Annotated in this window: 16 protein-coding genes and 1 riboswitch; of the genes, 3 read left to right on the plus strand and 13 right to left on the minus strand. The window is 60.9% G+C overall.

The window, feature by feature from the left end; all coding sequences use genetic code 11:
* Positions 1–139 precede the first annotated feature (139 nt).
* Together FCH38_RS19215 and FCH38_RS19220 are read left to right on the plus strand one after the other, a co-directional pair.
* Positions 140–1,981, plus strand: coding sequence for a sensor histidine kinase (locus FCH38_RS19215; RefSeq protein ID WP_174374782.1), 1,842 nt, complete (start codon positions 140–142; stop codon positions 1,979–1,981).
* A gap of 1 nt (position 1,982) precedes the next feature.
* Positions 1,983–3,338: a sigma-54-dependent transcriptional regulator gene (locus FCH38_RS19220; protein WP_174374783.1), complete on the plus strand. Its 1,356-nt coding sequence runs from the start codon at positions 1,983–1,985 to the stop codon at positions 3,336–3,338.
* A gap of 201 nt (positions 3,339–3,539) precedes the next feature.
* Here the strand turns inward: FCH38_RS19220 and FCH38_RS19225 are convergent, their stop codons facing one another.
* The 3 genes from FCH38_RS19225 to alr all read right to left on the minus strand — a co-directional run bounded on the left by FCH38_RS19225 (position 3,540) and on the right by alr (position 6,654).
* Positions 3,540–4,043: a BA14K family protein gene (locus FCH38_RS19225; RefSeq protein ID WP_174374784.1), complete on the minus strand. Its 504-nt coding sequence runs from the start codon at positions 4,041–4,043 to the stop codon at positions 3,540–3,542.
* A 180-nt stretch (positions 4,044–4,223) separates the two neighbouring features.
* A complete protein-coding gene (locus FCH38_RS19230; protein WP_174374785.1) occupies positions 4,224–5,480 on the minus strand; it encodes a D-amino acid dehydrogenase in 1,257 nt (418 codons plus the stop codon).
* 7 nt (positions 5,481–5,487) lie between these two features.
* Positions 5,488–6,654 carry an alanine racemase gene (gene alr / locus FCH38_RS19235; protein ID WP_174374786.1) on the minus strand — a complete coding sequence of 389 codons (1,167 nt, stop codon included), beginning with the start codon at positions 6,652–6,654 and terminating at the stop codon, positions 5,488–5,490.
* A gap of 127 nt (positions 6,655–6,781) precedes the next feature.
* On the opposite strand from alr, the gene FCH38_RS19240 reads away from it, so the two are divergent.
* Positions 6,782–7,240 (plus strand): Lrp/AsnC family transcriptional regulator, encoded by a 459-nt coding sequence (locus FCH38_RS19240; protein ID WP_046800773.1) that lies wholly within the window; start codon positions 6,782–6,784, stop codon positions 7,238–7,240.
* Positions 7,241–7,457: 217 nt separating this feature from the next.
* Here the strand turns inward: FCH38_RS19240 and thiD are convergent, their stop codons facing one another.
* The 10 genes from thiD to FCH38_RS19290 form a co-directional block, all read right to left on the minus strand.
* Positions 7,458–8,255 carry a bifunctional hydroxymethylpyrimidine kinase/phosphomethylpyrimidine kinase gene (gene thiD, locus FCH38_RS19245; RefSeq protein ID WP_174374787.1) on the minus strand — a complete coding sequence of 266 codons (798 nt, stop codon included), beginning with the start codon at positions 8,253–8,255 and terminating at the stop codon, positions 7,458–7,460.
* Positions 8,252–8,914 carry a thiamine phosphate synthase gene (thiE, locus tag FCH38_RS19250; RefSeq protein WP_174374788.1) on the minus strand — a complete coding sequence of 221 codons (663 nt, stop codon included), beginning with the start codon at positions 8,912–8,914 and terminating at the stop codon, positions 8,252–8,254. The genes thiD and thiE overlap by 4 nt, the downstream gene beginning before the upstream one ends.
* On the minus strand, positions 8,901–9,641 hold the full coding sequence (locus FCH38_RS19255) for a hydroxyethylthiazole kinase (protein ID WP_174374789.1): 741 nt from the start codon (positions 9,639–9,641) through the stop codon (positions 8,901–8,903). The genes thiE and FCH38_RS19255 overlap by 14 nt, the downstream gene beginning before the upstream one ends.
* Positions 9,638–10,588, minus strand: a complete 951-nt coding sequence (locus FCH38_RS19260) for an ABC transporter substrate-binding protein (protein ID WP_174374790.1) — start codon at positions 10,586–10,588, stop codon at positions 9,638–9,640. The genes FCH38_RS19255 and FCH38_RS19260 overlap by 4 nt, the downstream gene beginning before the upstream one ends.
* On the minus strand, positions 10,585–11,370 hold the full coding sequence (locus tag FCH38_RS19265) for an ABC transporter permease (RefSeq protein ID WP_174374791.1): 786 nt from the start codon (positions 11,368–11,370) through the stop codon (positions 10,585–10,587). Before FCH38_RS19265 ends, FCH38_RS19260 begins: the two co-directional genes overlap by 4 nt.
* Before the next feature lie 128 nt (positions 11,371–11,498).
* A riboswitch (TPP riboswitch) is annotated at positions 11,499–11,601 on the minus strand.
* A 36-nt stretch (positions 11,602–11,637) separates the two neighbouring features.
* Entirely contained in the window at positions 11,638–13,629 is a 1,992-nt protein-coding gene (locus FCH38_RS19270; protein ID WP_174374792.1) for an alpha-glucosidase, read from the minus strand.
* Positions 13,630–13,641: 12 nt separating this feature from the next.
* Positions 13,642–14,496: a carbohydrate ABC transporter permease gene (locus tag FCH38_RS19275; protein ID WP_174374793.1), complete on the minus strand. Its 855-nt coding sequence runs from the start codon at positions 14,494–14,496 to the stop codon at positions 13,642–13,644.
* Positions 14,497–14,500: 4 nt separating this feature from the next.
* Complete coding sequence (locus tag FCH38_RS19280; protein WP_174374876.1) at positions 14,501–15,412, minus strand: carbohydrate ABC transporter permease; 912 nt, start codon at positions 15,410–15,412, stop codon at positions 14,501–14,503.
* 175 nt (positions 15,413–15,587) lie between these two features.
* On the minus strand, positions 15,588–16,823 hold the full coding sequence (locus tag FCH38_RS19285; protein WP_153516647.1) for an ABC transporter substrate-binding protein: 1,236 nt from the start codon (positions 16,821–16,823) through the stop codon (positions 15,588–15,590).
* Positions 16,824–16,875: 52 nt separating this feature from the next.
* Entirely contained in the window at positions 16,876–17,952 is a 1,077-nt protein-coding gene (locus tag FCH38_RS19290) for an ABC transporter ATP-binding protein (RefSeq protein WP_149899149.1), read from the minus strand.
* Positions 17,953–18,069: the final 117 nt, after the last annotated feature.

Here is an 18,069-nt window from a genome sequence, read left to right on the forward strand (position 1 = left end):
CATGCCAGACTTGTTTATTTGTCGTAACTGACTGATTTAAAAAGTAGTTTTTATTGACGCTTTGCCGGCTCGCGCGCATTTGTGCGGAATTCCGGACAAATTCTCTTGCGGTTTGTGCGGAAATCCGCACAATTAACGCATGACCTATCAGGATCAGGCACCTCATTCTCAGGCGAAACGTCGCGCACAATGGCTGGCGCTGGCCGGCCTGTGGCTGCTCGTCAGTCTTGGCGCCCTGCTGGTGGCCGATGAATTCGCCCGTCATCAGGCAATGCGAACGGCGGGTTTCGAGGCTTCCACCGATGCCGAACTGAAGATTGCGTTGCTGAATGTCGCGCTGGAGCGGCCGCGCGCCATCCCGCTGGTTCTGTCAGGTGATCCCGATCTTGCCACCGCGCTGGATGGCGGGGACGCCGTTGCCGTCGACCGGCTGAACCGCAAGCTGGAGGGGCTGATCGAAGGCACGCAGTCGTCGGTCATCTATGTGACCGGGCCGACCGGTCTGACCATCGCCTCCAGCAACTGGCGACAGGACGACAGCTTCGTCGGCTCCAACTATGCGTTCCGCGAATATTTTCAGGCGGCGATGAAGACCGGCATGTCCGAACATTATGCCCTCGGCAATGTCAGCCGCCGGCCGGGTCTTTATATTTCCCGCCGTATCGATGCCGCGGACGGAAGACCGCTCGGCGTTGTCATCGCCAAGGTGGAATTCAATCGTCTGGAATCGGACTGGAACATTGGCGGCAAGCCGGTTTATGTGGTCGACAGAAACGGCGTCGTGTTGATGACGAGCGTGCCGGAATGGCGCTTCAAGACCGTTGCACCGATTGACGAGGCGCGGCGAAAGGTCATTTCCGAAAGCCTGCAATTCGGCAATGAGACGCTGGCGACCCTGCCGTTCCGGCCGGCCCGCTCATCAGGCGATGATGTTCCGCTGATCCATGTCGATGAGCCGGGACGGGAGCGCGGCGATTATCTGCGGCTGGAAACGCCGGTGCCGACGACCACATGGACCCTGCATTACCTGCAACCCGTAGCACCTGCGCTGAACGCCGCGATCCGCGAGGGCAGGGTGGTGGCGCTGGCGACGCTGATGCCGCTGATGGGTCTTTCGGCCCTGTGGCTGTGGCGTCGGCACAAGACGCTCAAGGAAAAGGAAGAGGAACAGCGCGCCCGCGCTGAGCTGGAAACAAAGGTGCAGGAGCGGACCCGCGACTTGACGAAGACCCGTGACCATCTGCAGGCTGAAATCGCCCTGCATGAAAAGACAACAGGCGAGTTGCGCAATGTGCAGCATGAACTGGTTCAGGCCAACCGTCTCTCTATTCTCGGCCAGGTGGCGGCGGGTGTGGCGCACGAGATCAACCAGCCGGTGGCGACAATCCGCGCCTTTGCCGACAATGCCCGCACCCTGCTGAAACGTGACCGCATGTCCGAGGCAAACGAAAATCTCGAAAACATCGCCGCGCTGACCGAACGCATCGGCACGATTACCGGCGACCTGAAGATTTTGGCTCGCAAGGGCCGCACCGCCGCCGAGCCGGTCAGCCTCAAACTGGTCATCGAAGGCGCGGTCATGCTGTTGCGCAGCCGCTTTTCCGGGCAGATGGACGCGCTGGATATCGCATTACCGGATCAGGATTTGAAGGTGCTGGGCAGCCGCATCCGGCTGGAGCAAATCCTTATCAACCTTCTGCAAAACGCGCTAGAAGCCACTGAAGAGATTGGCGCTGCCCGCGTCGAGGTGCGCGTGCGCGATGAGGGCGACATGGTCGTGCTTTCGGTCAGCGACAATGGCGGGGGTATTCCCGAGGCCATCCGCGCCCAGCTGTTTTCGCCCTTCAACACCTCAAAGGAAAGCGGCCTCGGTCTCGGCCTCGTCATCTCCAACGATATTGCTTCCGATTATGGCGGGCGTATCGAGGTAACGAGCAGCGGGGCGGGCACGGCTTTTTCCGTATATCTGAAGCGAGCATGACATGACGGTGGATGGAACCATATTCCTGGTGGACGATGATTCACAGCTGCGCAAGGCGATGGTGCAGACGCTGGAACTCGACGGATTGTCGGTCATCTCCTTTTCCCGCGCCGAGCAGGCGCTTGCGGCGCTGAACGAGGATTTTGACGGCATCATCATCACGGATGTGCGCATGCCGGGCATGACGGGGCTGGAATTCTTCGACCATGTCCGTAAGATCGATGCCGATCTGCCTGTCATCCTCATCACCGGCCATGGCGATGTGCCGATGGCGGTCGATGCGCTTCATAACGGAGCCTATGATTTCATCGCCAAGCCCTTTCCGGCCGAGCGCATGGTGGAAAGTGCCCGCCGTGCGCTGGAAAAGCGCCGTCTCGTACTGGAAAACCGTGCACTTCGCCGCGCTGCCGGGCAGGCGGAAGACGATCTGCCGCTGATCGGACAGACGCCGGCCATGGAGCGGCTGCGCACTACGCTCAGGCACATTGCCGATACGGATGTGGATGTGCTGGTGGCGGGCGAGACGGGCAGCGGCAAGGAAGTGGTGGCGACGGCACTGCATCGCTGGAGCAAGAAGCGCTCGCGGGGCAATTTCGTGGCGCTGAATTGCGGTGCGCTGCCGGAAACGGTGATCGAAAGCGAGCTTTTCGGCCATGAGCCGGGCGCTTTTACCGGCGCGCAGAAGAAACGTGTCGGCCGCATCGAACATTCGAGCGGCGGCACGCTGTTTCTGGACGAGATCGAAAGCATGCCGCTTGCCGTGCAGGTGAAGATGCTGCGCGTGCTGGAAATGCGTGAGGTCTCGCCGCTGGGTTCAAACGACGAGCGGCCGGTCGATATCCGCGTGGTGGCGGCGGCCAAGGTGGATCTCGGCGATCCGGCCGAACGTGGCACGTTTCGTGAAGACCTCTATTACCGGCTGAACGTGGTGACACTGTCGATACCGCCGCTACGGGAACGCAAGGCGGATATTCCGCTGCTATTTTCCCACTTTGTCACCAAGGCCGCCAACCGCTTCAATATGGCCGTGCCGCAGATCAGCGCCGGCATTTCCCGCCGCCTTCAGGAGCATGACTGGCCGGGCAATGTGCGTGAACTTGGGCATTTCGCCGAAAGAGTGGTTTTGGGGCTGGAAACGGAAGCGGCGGCCGCACCTGTTGCACAGGCTGCCATTCCCGCATCCGGCACCTTGCCCGAACGCATGGATGCGATCGAGGCGCGGATCATTCGCGAAACGCTGGAGCAGTCGAATGGTGATGTGGCGGAGACAATCGCCACGCTCGGCATTGCCCGCAAGACGTTTTATGACAAGCTGCAACGCCACGGTATCAACCGGGCGGATTATGTGAAGAACTGAGGGGGCGTGAAAGAGCCGCAACGCTTTTGACGGCTTTCCCACACTCGGTGTCATCCTCGCCCTTGAGGCGAGGATCCATCGGCGTTCGAAAGTGTGGATCCTCGCCTCAAGGGCGAGGATGACGGAGGAGGCATTGGCGCGCATCGCCAGTATGACGCTCAGCTACTCTGCTATCGCTCCTGCTGGAAGCCGCTGCCGCGATTAGCCCGCAACGCAGAAATGACGCTGGCCGTCATAATCCGTGTAGGTGCCGGTGCGGGTGTTGAAGCTGCGGTAACGCTGCGAGCAATAGTCGTACCAGGCGTTGGTCCACGGCTCGATGGTGCGATAGGTAGCGCGCTGACCATAGACCGGGCGGCTGTCATAAACCGGCTGCGGGCGATAGACCGGTGCCGGACGATAGACGGGAGCGGGACGGTAGACGGGAGCCGGGCGGTATTCCTGGTAATCCGGCTCGTCATAGACATAGCTCGGCTCATAACGGCGCGGCGGGTCGATATAGACGCGCTCATCATCCACCGGTGCCGGGCGGGAAAGGGCAGAGCCGACGGCGACACCGGCGGCAAGGCCGAGTACGCCACCCAGAATGGCGGCATCGCGACGGTCGCGACGGCCCCAGTCGTCGGCAGACGCCGTGTTGAAAGGAACGATGGTCGCGGCGGCAACGGCGACGGTCAGAACGGTTTTAGCTGCAAAGGACGACATGGTCTTTTTCCATCCAGAACGGCAGGGGCGCTGCCAGTTGCAAATTCGATGGTTAAAGAAATATAGCGCTGCTGCTGAACGGGCGCTGAATGAATTGTGGCGTGTTGACGGCCGAAATTCGAGCGGGGCCAGCGCGTTTTCGCAAGCCGCGCCGCCGGGTGGCGGCGCGGCTTGCGTTGATCATGCGGCGTAACGGCTGATCGCCAGATCGTGCGTGTCGATCTGCGGCTTGGTCCCGCTGATGAGATCGGCAAGCACGCGGGCGGAACCGCAGGACATGGTCCAGCCGAGCGTGCCGTGGCCGGTGTTGAGGTAAAGATTGCTGTAGCGGGTAGCGCCGATGACCGGCGTGCCGTCAGGCGTCATCGGGCGCAGGCCGCACCAGAATTTCGCCTGGCTCTGGTCCCCCGCGCCACCAAACAGGTCTTCCACCGAATGGGTCAACGTCCCCTGCCGTGCGGCCGGCAAATCCTTGCTGAAACCGGCGATCTCCGCCATACCGCCGACGCGGATACGCGAGCCCAGCCGGGTGATCGCCACCTTGTAGGCCTCGTCCATCACGGTGGAGACGGGCGCGCGCTCCTCATTCACCACCGGAACGGTGATGGAATAACCCTTGACCGGGTAAACCGGCAGATTAAGTCCGAGCTGGCGCACGAATTGCGGAGAGTAGCTGCCAAGTGCAGCCACGAAAATATCGGCCTCCACCAGCCCTTTGGTGGTTTCCACGGCCTTGATGCGACCGGCCTCGACGATGGGACGCATGATGCCGGTATCGTAGATGAAGGTAACACCGGCTTCTTCCGCCATGCGGGCAAGCTCGGTGGTGAACATGAAGCAGTCGCCGGTCTCGTCGCCGGGCAGACGCAGGCCGCCGACGATTTTTTCTTTGGCCGGTGCGAGACCGGGTTCGATGGCAGCGCAGCCGTCGCGGTCGAGAATTTCGAAGGGCACACCGCCGGCCGTCAGCACGTCGACATCCTTGCCGATGCCATCGAACTGCTTCTGGGTGCGGAAAACCTCCAGTGTGCCCTGCATGCGCTGGTCATATTGAATGCCGGTTTCGTCGCGCAGCGCCATCAGGCAATCGCGGCTATATTCGGCGATGCGAACCATGCGGCTTTTGTTGATGGCATAACGCGCCGAGGTGCAGTTGCGCAGCATCTGGCTCATCCAGCGCCAGGCCGCCGGATCGGCGGTCGGGCGGATGATCAGCGGCGCATGTTTCATGAACAGCCATTTCATCGCCTTCACTGGAATGCCGGGGGCAGCCCATGGCGAGGAATAACCGGGCGAAACCTCACCCGCATTGGCAAAGCTGGTTTCGAGCGCTGCGGCCGGCTGGCGGTCGATCACCGTCACCTTGTGTCCGGCTTTGGCCAGATACCAGGCGGAGGTCACGCCGACAACGCCGGCTCCGAGGATAGTGACGTTCATGATCGTCTCACTTGTGATTGACTGATGTTGAGGCGGTTGCCGGGGTTTCTCCCGGCTGAATATAGCTGCGGCGGTAACGGCGTCCGAGGCCGGTCAGGATTTCATAGGCGATCGTGCCCGCATCCTCGGCGATGTCTTCCAAAGTCTGGTCAGGCCCGATCATCTGAACGAGGCTACCCTGGGTTAATGTTCCCTCGGGCAGGGCCGATATGTCTAGAATGATGCTGTCCATCGAAACACGCCCGGCAATTGGCAGACGAATTCCATTGTACCACGCCGCCCCGCGATTGCTGAGCGAGCGTGGCAGGCCATCGGCATAACCGGCGGCGATTGTCGCAAGACGTGTGGGGCCTGCGGCTTCGAAAGAGCCGCCATAACCGACCAGCGAGCCTGTTGGCACGGTGCGGGTCTGGATGACGGCGAGATCGAGACGCACGACCGGTTTCATCGGGTTGGGCCGGGCAACGGACGGCGCGCCGCCATAAAGCGCGATGCCGGGGCGCAGCAGGTGGTTATGGTAGTCATTGCCGAGAAAGATGCCGCCGGAATTGGAAAAGCAGACGGGCGCATCGGGGAAAGCGTTGGCGGCCTTTCGCATCACCGCAAGCTGGGCGGCATTGGAGAGGTGTTCCGGCTCGTCGGCGCAGGCGAGGTGGCTCATCACGAAGGCGATGTCGAGACCTTCGAGCAATTGCGGCCGAGAGGCGATGATTTCAAGCTCTGCCGGGGAAAGGCCAAGGCGGCACATGCCGCTATCGATCTGCACCGCCGCCGGTAGCGTCTTGCCTAGATGGCGCGCATGGGCCGACCACTGCGCGATCTGCTCCAGCGAGTTCAGGACCGGGGTGATGGCCATGGCGGCGCAGGAGGTCTCGTTGCCGGGCTGAAGGCCGTTCAGCACGAAAATCCGCGCTTGCGCCGACAGACGAAGCCGAAGCGCCAGCGCCTCATCGATATGGGCGACGAAGAAGTTGCGACAGCCTGCGTCGAACAGGGTTTGCGAGACGATATCCGCGCCGAGGCCATAAGCGTCTGCCTTGACGACCGCTGCCGTCTGCGAAGCCGGGGCCATGGCCGCAAGCGTCAGGTAATTGTCGCGTAATGCGCCGAGATCGATGCTCAGATGGCCGCTTGCACCACCGGCTGCCTGCTGGCGGCTGATCTGCATGTCCATGGTCGTTCACCCTCATTTTTATCCCATGAGAGTATTGCAACGATTATCGAATTTCTTGGCGATTGTTCGAAGAAAATGCAATAGAATTGAAAATGACGCAATTTTCTTTGTCTGATTGGAATTTTCTATGTCGTCACTTGATGCGACCGACCGCCACATCATCCGCCTGCTTCGGCTCAACGCCCGCATCAGCAATGCAAAACTGGCAGCGGAAGTCGGGCTTTCGGCTTCGGCCTGCCTGCGCCGGGTCGATATTCTCGAACGGGAAGGCATTATCCGCGGATATACGGCGCTGACCAGCGGCCTTGCGGGCGGGGAAGTGATCTCGGTCATCGTGCAGATTACGCTGGATCGCCAGACGGAGGATTTTCTCAACCGGTTCGAGAATGCGGTGCGGCGTTATCCGGAAATCCGTGAATGTTACCTGATGACGGGCGGATCGGATTATTTCCTGCGCTGTGAGGCGGAAAGTGCGGGGGATTTCGAGCGGATTCATAAGGAGATACTTTCGAAACTGCCGGGGGTTTCGCGGATTCATTCGAGTTTTGCGATCAGGAATGTGTTGGCGACGCCGAAGGCGAAGTAGCGTCGAGGTTGGGGCTTACCCCCCTCTGTCCTGCCGGACATCTCCCCCACAAGGGGGGAGATCGACAAGTGGCTTGCTCGCCACATTGAGTAAGCAATGGTATCAGCAGTGAGACGGTCGTAAGAGGCCGAGCGGCCGCCCCATCCAATCTCCCTCCTTGTGGGGGAGATGTCCGGCAGGACAGAGGGGGGGTAACCCCACGCTCCGCCCCTCTACGTCACCCCCACCACCGATAAAAATGATGCACCGGCCCCCGCCCATTCCCAACGGCAAGCCCGCGCCCAGCCTCAAGCGCCCCGTTCAGATACTCCTTCGAAAGCCCAACCGCCTCCCGCAGCTCACACCCCTTGGCAAGATGAGCCGTAATCGCCGCCGCCAATGTACAGCCGGTGCCGTGGTCGTTCTTAGTGTCCACCCGCGGTGCGGCAAGCGCCAACATGGTGCCATCAGCAAACAGATAATCCGTGCTCTCAGGCCCATCGCCATGCCCACCCTTGATGAGCACGGCTTTCGCGCCGGCCTTGAGGATCGCCTGGGCCTGACGGGTGATTTCCTTGTCGTTGGTGGCGATCGGCGTGCCGGTCAGCAGCGCCGCCTCGGGCAGGTTCGGCGTGACGATGGCGGCGAGTGGCAAAAGCTCCCGCCGCAAGGTCTCGATGGCGTCCTCATGCAGCAGCCGGTCGCCTGATGTCGCCACCATGACCGGGTCGAGTACCACCGGTTGCGGCTGCTGCCGAAGCCGTTCCGCGATGGCGGCGATGGTTTCGATGCGCGAGACCATGCCGATCTTCACCGCATTGACGGCAAGATCGGAAAAAACCGCATCCATCTGTGCGACGATGGTGGCCACGGAAATATCCTCAACCGCGGTGACACCTCTGGTGTTCTGGGCGGTGATGGCGGTGATGACGCTGGCGGCATAGGCGCCGAGTGCGGAAAAGGTCTTGATATCGGCCTGAATGCCGGCACCGCCGCCGCTGTCGGAGCCGGCAATGGTCAATGCAATTGATGTCATGGTTGTCTCGCTTTCAGCGCCGCGTCAATTGCAGAGCGGAAGTCCCTGGTTGCGCTGGCAATATCGCCTGCCCGGAAGATGGCGGAAATGACTGCGACACCATCCGCACCGGCCTCGATGACAGAAGGCGCGCGGGCAAGGTCGATACCGGCGATGGCGCCAACAGGCATATCCGGCCGCCATTCGCGCAGCAGGGCGCGAAGCGTCGCAAAACCATCGATACCGACGGGTTTGTCTGGGTTCACCTTGGAAACCGTTTCGAACACGCCGCCAATGCAGGCGTAATCGGCAGGCATGGAGGCCGCCCTTTCGGCATCGGCGTGGTTCTTGACGGTGAGACCGATGATCGCTTTTTCGCCGAGAATGCGCCTTGCGGTCTTCGCATCCATATCATCGGCACCGAGATGCACGCCATCAGCGCCGGAGGCGAGCGCCACATCCACACGGTCGTTGATAACAAGCGGCACGCCGGTGCCGGCGATGGCCTCGTGAATGGCGCGGGCGTTGTCGATCATTTCGCGCGTCGAGCCGTGCTTGTCGCGATATTGCAGAATGGTCGCACCGTTGAGTGCGGCCGCCAAAGCAAGCTCGGGTAAGGGTGCGACATCGGCAAGACTGGCATCGACCAATGCGTTGAGGCGGTAATCAACCTTGTTCATGCTCTATCCTCGCGTGATTGATGATGTCTTCGGCCGAGATTTCGGAAAGCGCATCCAGAAACACCGGTTCGAAGGTGCCGGGGCCTTTGGCCTGTTTCGCAGCCAATTCGGCGGAAACGCCTGTGACGGCGAGGGCTGCGGCTGCCGCCGTCAGGGCATCTTTCTCCACGGCCATGAAAGCGGCGATGATGCCACCCGAGAGACAACCGGTGCCGGTGACCTTCGCCATCCATGGATGACCGTTGACGATCCTGACGCCACGGGTCGTGTCGCGGAGATGATCGACCGGTCCGGTTTCGATCCGCACCGCATCCGGCACATCGCCGATCAGGCTCATTTCGGCGCGGTTACCGCGCACGATGGTCGGGGAAAGGGCGATGAGTTCGCGGGCAAATTCCAGACGGGAGGGCGAATAGTCGCAATGTACGGGGTCGACGATCCACGGCTTGCCGGATGCATTGGCAATCTTGATTGCCAGCCGGATGACCTTGCGCCGCTCGGCATCCAGCGTGCCAAGATTGACGGTCAATGCGTCCGCCTTGGTGACAAAGCTCTCGATTTCTTCCAGAGAAGTGGTCATTGAGGGAATGCCACCGATGACGGTGATGCCGTCGGCGGTAAATTTCTGTACCACGGTGTTCATCAGGCAATGCACGCGCGGGCGGGTCTTGCGCACCCGCTCCAGAATGTCGGCGGCTTTCGCCGCTGTCGGAAAAGTGCCGGTCATGGCTGCTGCAGCTCCACGGCGATATCGTCCGCCTTCGGTGCCTGCTTGATCAGCTGCATCTCCTGCATGAACGCACCGAAACGATCATAGCGGGTGCGATCAAGCGCGGCGGGGCGCTTGGCGAAGCGTGGCAGCGTGTCGAAGAAGGCCTGTTTGTTCAGCGCGTCGTCAAGGTTCGGATAGGCCTTGATGAAAAGCTGCCAGGATTCCTGCGGGTGGTTGGTGATGAAGATCGCGGCCTGCTCGACGGCGGAGAGGAAACGCGGCAGGCGGCTGTCTTTTACGAGATCGCGATGGGTGACGAAGATCAGCTCGTCATAGGCCGGCACACCATGCTCCTCCGGGAAGAACGAGCGGCTTTCATGGCCTTCGAGCTTCATCTGCGTCAGTTCGAAATTGCGAAAACCGCCGAGCGTTGCATCCACCTTGCCGGCAATCAGCGATGGCGAGAGCGAGAAGTTGACGTTGATGAGTTCGACATCATCCTTCGTCAGCCCGTCCTTTTCCAGCATGCGCTTCAGCATCGCATCTTCAAAACCGGAAACGGAAAAACCGACCTTCTTGCCCTTCAGGTCTTTCAGGCTCTTGATCGGCCCATCCGCGAGAACCGTGACGGTGTTGAGCGGGGTTTCGACCAGCGTGCCGAAACGCACGATTGGCAGACCAGCATCGTGATCGAGATAGAGGTTCGGCTGGTAATGCACGCCGATATCGGCCTGTTTTGCCGAGACGAGGCGCGGCACGGCGGAAGGGTCGGCCGGCGGAACCAGTTCCACGTCCAGTCCGGCATCGGCAAACAGGCCGCGTTCTTTCGCGATCACCATCGGCGCGTGATCGGGGTTCACGAACCATTCGAGCAACACGTTAAGCTTGTCGGCTGCCTGTGATTGCATGGGGGCAAGCGCGCTTGCTGCCGCGACGACGAGGGAAAGAAGCGTTCGTTTCATGGTGCCGAAAGTCTCCGTAAATATCTGAAAGGAATGGCGTGTTCTGTTTCCTTGGCCCAGGGGGCCAGATTGGCGGTCGCCCGGTCGACGATGAGCCGCAGCAACACCGCCATAACGGCGAGAATGGCCATGGCGGCAAACATCGTGTCGGTCTGCATGCGGGCATTGGACTGGATCATGACGAAACCCAACCCGGCTGAAGCACCCACCCATTCGCCGATGACAGCGCCGAGCGGGGCGAGCGGCGCGGCCACCCTCAGCCCGGAAATGAGCGATGGCAACGCCAGCGGCACGCGCAGCCGGGTGAGGGTCTGCCAGTGGCTCGCCTCCGTCAGCGAGGCGGCGTCGAGAATGGCGCGATCCGTGCGGTTAAGGCCATCGGTGAAGGAGGAGGCGACGGGGAAGAAGATGATGATCGCGGTCATCACCACTTTCGAGGCCATGCCGAAACCGAACCAGAGCACGAGAATGGGGGCGAGCACGAAGACCGGGAAGGCCTGCAATACGAGAACCATGGGCCAGACGAGGCGGCCAAGACGCGGGATGGCGGCGATCGTGAAGGCGACGAGGATGCCGGCGGCGATGCCTGCCGCAAGCCCGAGCGCCATTTCGCCGGATGTCACCATGGCTTGGCCGAACAGGAAGCCGGGCTGACGCCAGAAGGCGGCGGCGACATCGGCTGGCGACGGCAGGATATAGCGCGGCGGCGCAAACAGCCACGTGCCTGCCTGCCACAGAAGCAGCAGGAGACCGATACCGTTCAATGCATGGGTGGCACGCATGAGCCGGACCTCAGGCGCAAACGCACCATGTGCGAAGGACAGAAGGTTTCAGCATCATCATTCAGTCTCCAGATGTGACAATCACGGAGATCATGGCCAAGCGGAGAAGAGAAAGGGCAGCGCCTGAAGGGTGCGACAGTTTCCGTTCCTACGCCGGCATGACCCGGATCAGGTTCAAGGGTCCGGCTCATCGCCATCTCAGCACCGTGCGGTGCTCCCCTCGGAATGCGTCGGAAACTGTCGCTTTTTTAGCTGGCTGTCAACGGCTCAGATGCTGCGAAGCTGTTCAAACAGGGCGATATGGCTGCTATCGGCACGATAGAAAACCGCGGGCTGGCCGAGCGGCGCTTCGATGGTGACTTCGCGTCCGCCGGGATGGCGCGCGCCGCTCCACAGGTGCACCCATTCGCCATTGCCCGGAAGATAGAGCGTGCGCTGCGTTTCGCCCGCTTTCCAGACCGGCGCAACCAGCATGTCGGCTCCATAGAGATAGCTGTCCTGAATGGCGTAGGTCTGCCGGTCGTCCTCATAATGCAGGAAGAGCGGACGTTGCACCGGCAGGCCAGTCTCAGCCGCCTCTGCGGAAAGCGATTTCAGATAGGGGGCGAGCGCGACATAGATCGCCGTCATGCGGGCGAAATGGGCAAGAACCGTGTCGTCCTGATCGATCTGGAGATTGTCGCGCGGGCGATTGCCCTCATGGGTGCGCATCACAGGCGTGAAGGCGGCCATTTCCGTCCAGCGCATGATGAGTTCCGCCGTCCTGACATTGCCGAACAGGCTGGTGTAACCGCCGATATCGGAATGGTGGTAGGCGTTACCCATGAGGCCGGAGGACAGCGCGCCGCAGATGACGGTGACGAGGCCGTCATGGCGGGAGAAATCCACCGACTGGTCGCCGCCCCAGATCAGCGGGCAATGGGCCTGCACGCCGGTGAAGCCTGCGCGCATGAAGAACAGCGCCTCGCCGGTCTTGCCCCGGCTTTCGACGGCTTTCGCGTTAACCTCGGCCCAGAGGGTGGGCCAGGCATTGTGCATCAGCTTGGCATCGACGCCGTTGGAAAGGTTGATATCGATCGGCAGATATTCGCCAAAATCGGCCATCCAGCCGGAAAGGCCGAAATCAAGCATGTTTTTGCCGATGATCTCTTCGGCAAACCAGTCGGCGGCGGCCGGATTGGTGAAATCGACGACGCCGCAGTCGAATTCGCCGAAATCCACCAGCGCCGTCTTGCCATCTGCGCCGGTGGCGAAATAACCGGCGTCTTCGGCCACGGGGAAAAGCGGGCCGTCAACGCAGAGATAGGGGTTCACGTAACCAAGAAAGCGGATGTCCTGATCGGCAAGCTCGGCAATTTTCTGGCGCAGATGCGGATAGCGCGTGTCATTGGCCTGCCAGTCCCAGAACAGCCGCGCACCAAAGGAGGTCTGGCGAAGTCCGACCCAGTCCTCGCACCAGAGGCCGGAAACCTTCGTTCCGGCGGCACGAATTTTCTCCAGCCGGGAAAAGGAGTTGACGCCGTCCTTTAACCCGATGATCGCGCCATTATAGACCCATTCCGGCAGTTCCGGCTGACGTCCGAACCGCAGCGACAGGGCGGAGACGATATCGGTGAAGGCATCGCCCGCGAAGAACTCGATCTTTTCCGGGATCGCCCATATCTCGATTTCGTGGAAATCGCTATTGCGGAAATCGAACACCGAATAGGCGCTGGTTTCCACATGCAGCGCGTATTTGCGCGACGAGAGGTAGGTCGGCTGCGGGTAGTTGGTGTTGTAATAATCGCCACCCGCTTTGCCGCTCACATCGGCCTTGAAGGTAAGCTCCGAGGTCTTGTCGCGGCCGACGCCGGGTTCAGAAGTCCAGAGCGGGAAACGCCGTCCGCGCATGTCGAAATAGGACATCTGCTCGCCGCCGCCCCAGACGTGCTCGTCCGTTTCCGCGACGACGCGCAGCCACAGGCGGTTGATGGTTTCATCCAGCGCCGCCAGCCTGATAGCGTTGCCGTCCAGCGTCAGGCGAAGGCGCGGCGCCTGTCCGGGTGCGGAGGAAAGCGTAACGCTGCCACCGTCGATCTCGGCATGGCGCAGGGCAGTTCGCTCGATGACATAGTCCTCGATGTCGAAATTGCCGCGATACATGTCCATCCGCTCGCGGCCACAACCGGCGAAGAAGGCCGGGTTTTCTGGCGAATGGGACAGGATGGTGCGGCCGTCGATTGCGAGCGTGAAGCCGTCTTTGGTCTTTTCGAAATGCATGACTGTACCTGTTTAGCCCTTGAGACCGCCGGCGGTGAGGCCGGAGACAACCCGTTCCTGAAAGATGACGATCAGGATCGCGACCGGCACGATGCCAACCACCAGCGCCGCCGAAATGACTGGCCAGGGGAAAGCGAATTCACCCTGATAAAGCTGGATGCCGACGGGCAGGGTGCGAAGGGCCGGATTGGAATTGAAGGAAAGCGCCAGCAGGAACTCATCCCAGGCATTAACGAAGGCGAGAATGCCGGCGGTAAAAACGCCCGGTGCGCAGAGCGGCACCACCACCTTGAACAGCGCCCCGATGCGGGTGCAGCCATCGATCATGGCGGCATTTTCGAGATCGCGCGGAATGCTTTCGAAGAAGGATACCAGCATCAGGGTGCAGACCGGCAGCGACAGCACGGTGTAGGGCAGGATCAGCGCCGTCCAGCTGTTGAGCAGGTTGAGCGCCCGCATGATCTCGAACAGCGGCACCAGCAGCGTCACCAGCGGAAAGGTGGAAACGGCGATGATGAGCGAGAGGATCAGCGCCCGGTATTTGAGGTTGAGCCGCGCCAGCGCATAAGCCGCCAGCACCGAAATCAGAATGGTGAGCGCGGTCGAAAGCAGCGCCACCATGAAGCTGTTGAACAGGAACAGGTGCAGCGGCTGGTCGGAAAAGGCCTGCATGTAGTTTGCAAGCGTCGGCGTATGCGGAAACCAGGTGATCGGCTTGACCGTCAGTTCCGCTTCGGTCTTCAGCGAGGTGAACAAAATCCAGATCGCCGGAAACAGACCGTTGACCAGAAGGATGGAGGCCGCGATGAAGCGCAGCGGCTTGCCGGAAAAGAACGAGGACAGACCGGAATTTGCAACGATGCTCATGGGATCAGTCCTTCGTCCTGATGATGCGGAGATAAACGGCGGTGACGCACATGGAGAGCGCAAACATCATGACCGCTAAGGCCGAACCGTAACCGAGATCGAGGAAGGAAACGGTATTCTGGTGAATGTACATGGCAAGCGTCGTGGTGGATGTGCCGGGGCCGCCGCCGGTCATCATGTAAGGAATATCAAAGGTCTGCAGCGCCGTGATTGTGCGGAAGATGAGGGCGACGACGATTGACGGCTTGAGAAGCGGCAGGGTGATCTCAAAGAACTGCCGGATTTTGCCGGCGCCATCCACATCCGCCGCCTCATAAAGCGAGCGCGGAATGGTCTGCAGGCCGGCAAGGATCATCAGCGCCATGAAGGAGGATGTCTTCCAGATGATGGTGAGGCAGATGGCCGCAAAGGCCCAGTTGGGAGAATTGAACCAGATGATGCCTTCGAAACCCAGACGGTTGAGCACATCATTGACCACGCCATATTCATAATGGAAGAACCACGCAAAGATCAGGCCGGCAAAGGACAGCGGCAGCGCCCATGGAATGAGCAGCGACAGGCGCATCGGCCATTGCATGGAAAAGGGCAGGTTGGCGAGGAGCGCGAGGCCGAGGCCCATAAACAGGGCGCCGGGCACGGTAATCAGCGTTATCAGAACCGTGTTCCAGGTCGTTTCCCAGAAGATCGGATCGTCGAACATCGCCGTATAGTTTTCAAAGCCGATGAATTCCGCCGGCAGGCCCGATGTCAGCGACAGGCTGAAGAAACTGGTATAGACGAGCCGCGCCACCGGATAGACGATGATGAGCGACAGAAGAATGGCGGCAGGCGCCAGCAGAAGCACGGCAAGCGAACGGTCGCCGAGATCGAGCCACCGCGTCCAGCGCGGCAGCTTCTGTTCGTCCACCCGGACCATGGTTCTTTCCGGCATTGTCACACCTGCCACTCCCGCAACTGGATTCACGTCATCGTCTCCCGATCGGACCGGTTCATATCCGGCCCGTTTATCGCGCCGCCCGGGCGCGTTTATTCTTATTCACTCGAAGCAACCGGAAAGGGCATGAAACCACGCCGCTTTCCGGCCTTGAAGCTTAGCGCAGAACGCGCCGCAGACGGCTTTCCATCTGCTTTGCGCCGTCCTCCGGCGTCATGACGCCGGCAAGCACGCCGTTGACGGTGGTGCGGATCGTCTCGCTGACCTCGTTGTAACGCGGCGTCACGGGACGGGCCTTGGCGGTTTCAACCACGGGCAGGGCGTCGGCGAACCACGGGATTGCCTTGGTCACGTCGGCATCCTTGTAAAGCGCGGCATAGGTCGGCAGCAGCGTGGCGTTGATGGCCATGAACTTCGATACATCCTGACCGGAGAGATACTCCACCAGCTTCTTGGCTTCATCCTGCTGCTTGGAATAGGCGGAAACGCCGAATTCCCAGCCACCGAGGCAGGTCGTCTGCTCACCGCCCTTGACGGCCGGCAGGCGGGCGACGCCGACCTTGTCGTTCACCTGCGATTCCTTGCCCTGAAAATGGGTCCAGGCGTAGGACCAGTTGACGGCGAAGAGAACCTTGCCGGCCTGGAATTCCTTGCGGGTGTCGTCGGTCGCGACTTCGGAAATGTTCTTCTTGGAAATGCCTTCATCGACAAAGCTTTTCCAGAGCTTCAGCGAATCCACGGCCGCCTGATTGTCGAAGTTCAGCTTGCCGTTTTCGACCAGCGACTTGCCTTCGCTCCAATAGGGCAAGAGGAAGGTGCAGACCGCGCCTTCGATCGCCTTGCCCTGGAAGGACAGGCCCTGAAGATCAGGGTTCTTTTCGCCCTCCATCACCTTCCTGGACGCTTCCTTCAGTTCGTCCCAGGTGGTCGGCGGCTTGATGCCGTATTTATCCAGCAGATCCTTGCGGTAATAAAGGAACATGGAATCGGCGAAGGCGGGCAGCGCCACGACCTTGCCATTGACGGTGTTCGCTTCGGCATAGGTGGGCAGATAGCCCGACAAATCCTTGCCGGAGAAATCGCTGGTCCAGCCGGCGGTGGCGAATTGCGCCGGGCGGATGACGTCGAGCATCAGCACGTCGAGGCTCGAATCCTTGGCCGACATCACGGTGTTGAGATATTGCGCCTGCATTTCCGAGGTGTTGCCGCCGGTCTCGATGACGACTTTCACGCCCGGCGTCTTCGCCTCATATTGATCGAGCGCCTTGCGCCAGACATCTGGCTGATGCTGGCTGGAAACGAAGATTTTCAGTTCGGCATCGGCAAAGGCCTGTCCCGAAAAGGTGAGCATGGTTGCGCAGAGCGCTGCCCCGGTTATGGCTTTGAATTTCATGTGTTCCTCCCGTTATTAAATCCGTTGGCCGCAGCGTTTCCACGCCCGGCAATCAGTGGATAGAGCGCTCCGTCGCGGCGTCGAAAAGATGGACCTTGGACGGATCGAGACCGATTCTCAGCTCCTCGTTCGGCGCCGGGCGAAGCTGCGGCGGCATTCTGGCGGTCAGCGCCGCATCGCCGAGGCTGAAATGCACCAGCGTATCGGAACCCAGCGGTTCCACCACCTGCACCTTGACCGCAAGCTGGCTGTCGAAGCCCTCGGCCGGGCCGAAATGTTCCGGGCGAATGCCGACAATGACTTCGCGCCCTTCGAGGCCCGTTTCACGGGCTGGCCGGATGGTCGCCATCGGCAGGGAATTGCCGTCGGAAAATGTCAGCCGGTCGCCGTTTACCCTGGCGCGGGCGAAATTCATGGCGGGAGCACCGACAAAACCGCCGACAAAGACGCTTTCCGGACGGTTATAGACCTCGTCCGGCGTGCCGACCTGCTCGATATCGCCGCCACGCAGAATGACGATGCGGTCGGCCAGCGTCATGGCCTCCACCTGATCATGAGTGACGTAGATGATTGTCGTGCCGAGCTGCTGGTGCAGGCGCTTGATTTCCGTGCGCACCTGTCCGCGGAGTTTAGCGTCGAGGTTGGACAGCGGCTCGTCGAACAGAAACACCTGTGGACGGCGCACGATGGCGCGGCCCATGGCCACACGCTGGCGCTGGCCGCCGGAAAGCTGGCCGGGCCGGCGGTCGAGCAGATGCTCGATGCCGAGCATCTTTGCCGCCTCATCGATGCTGGCATTGGCCTGCGACGCGCTCACGCCGCGTACTTTGAGGCTGAAACCCATGTTCTCACGCACGGTCTTGTGCGGATAAAGCGCATAGTCCTGAAACACCATGGCGATGTCGCGTTCGCGCGGCGGCAGCCGGTTGACGACGCGGTCGCCGATCATGACCTCACCGCCGGTAATGCTTTCCAGACCCGCGACCATGCGCAGCGTCGTGGATTTGCCGCAGCCGGAAGGGCCGACGAAAACCACGAATTCGCCATCGTTGATTTCAAGGTCGATGCCCTTGACGATGCGCAGGGCACCGTAACTCTTGTCCAGCTTGCGCAGGCTGACTGAAGCCATATTTTCCTCCTCACAACCGACGCGTCCAAAATCCCGATGGACGCAAAAGCCGGTATCAACCTTCAAGTTCCACGTATCGCTCTGTCGAAAATCTGTCCCGATTATCCGGCGATAACG

Source organism: Agrobacterium tumefaciens (genome assembly GCF_013337285.1).
Taxonomy (GTDB): domain Bacteria; phylum Pseudomonadota; class Alphaproteobacteria; order Rhizobiales; family Rhizobiaceae; genus Agrobacterium; species Agrobacterium burrii.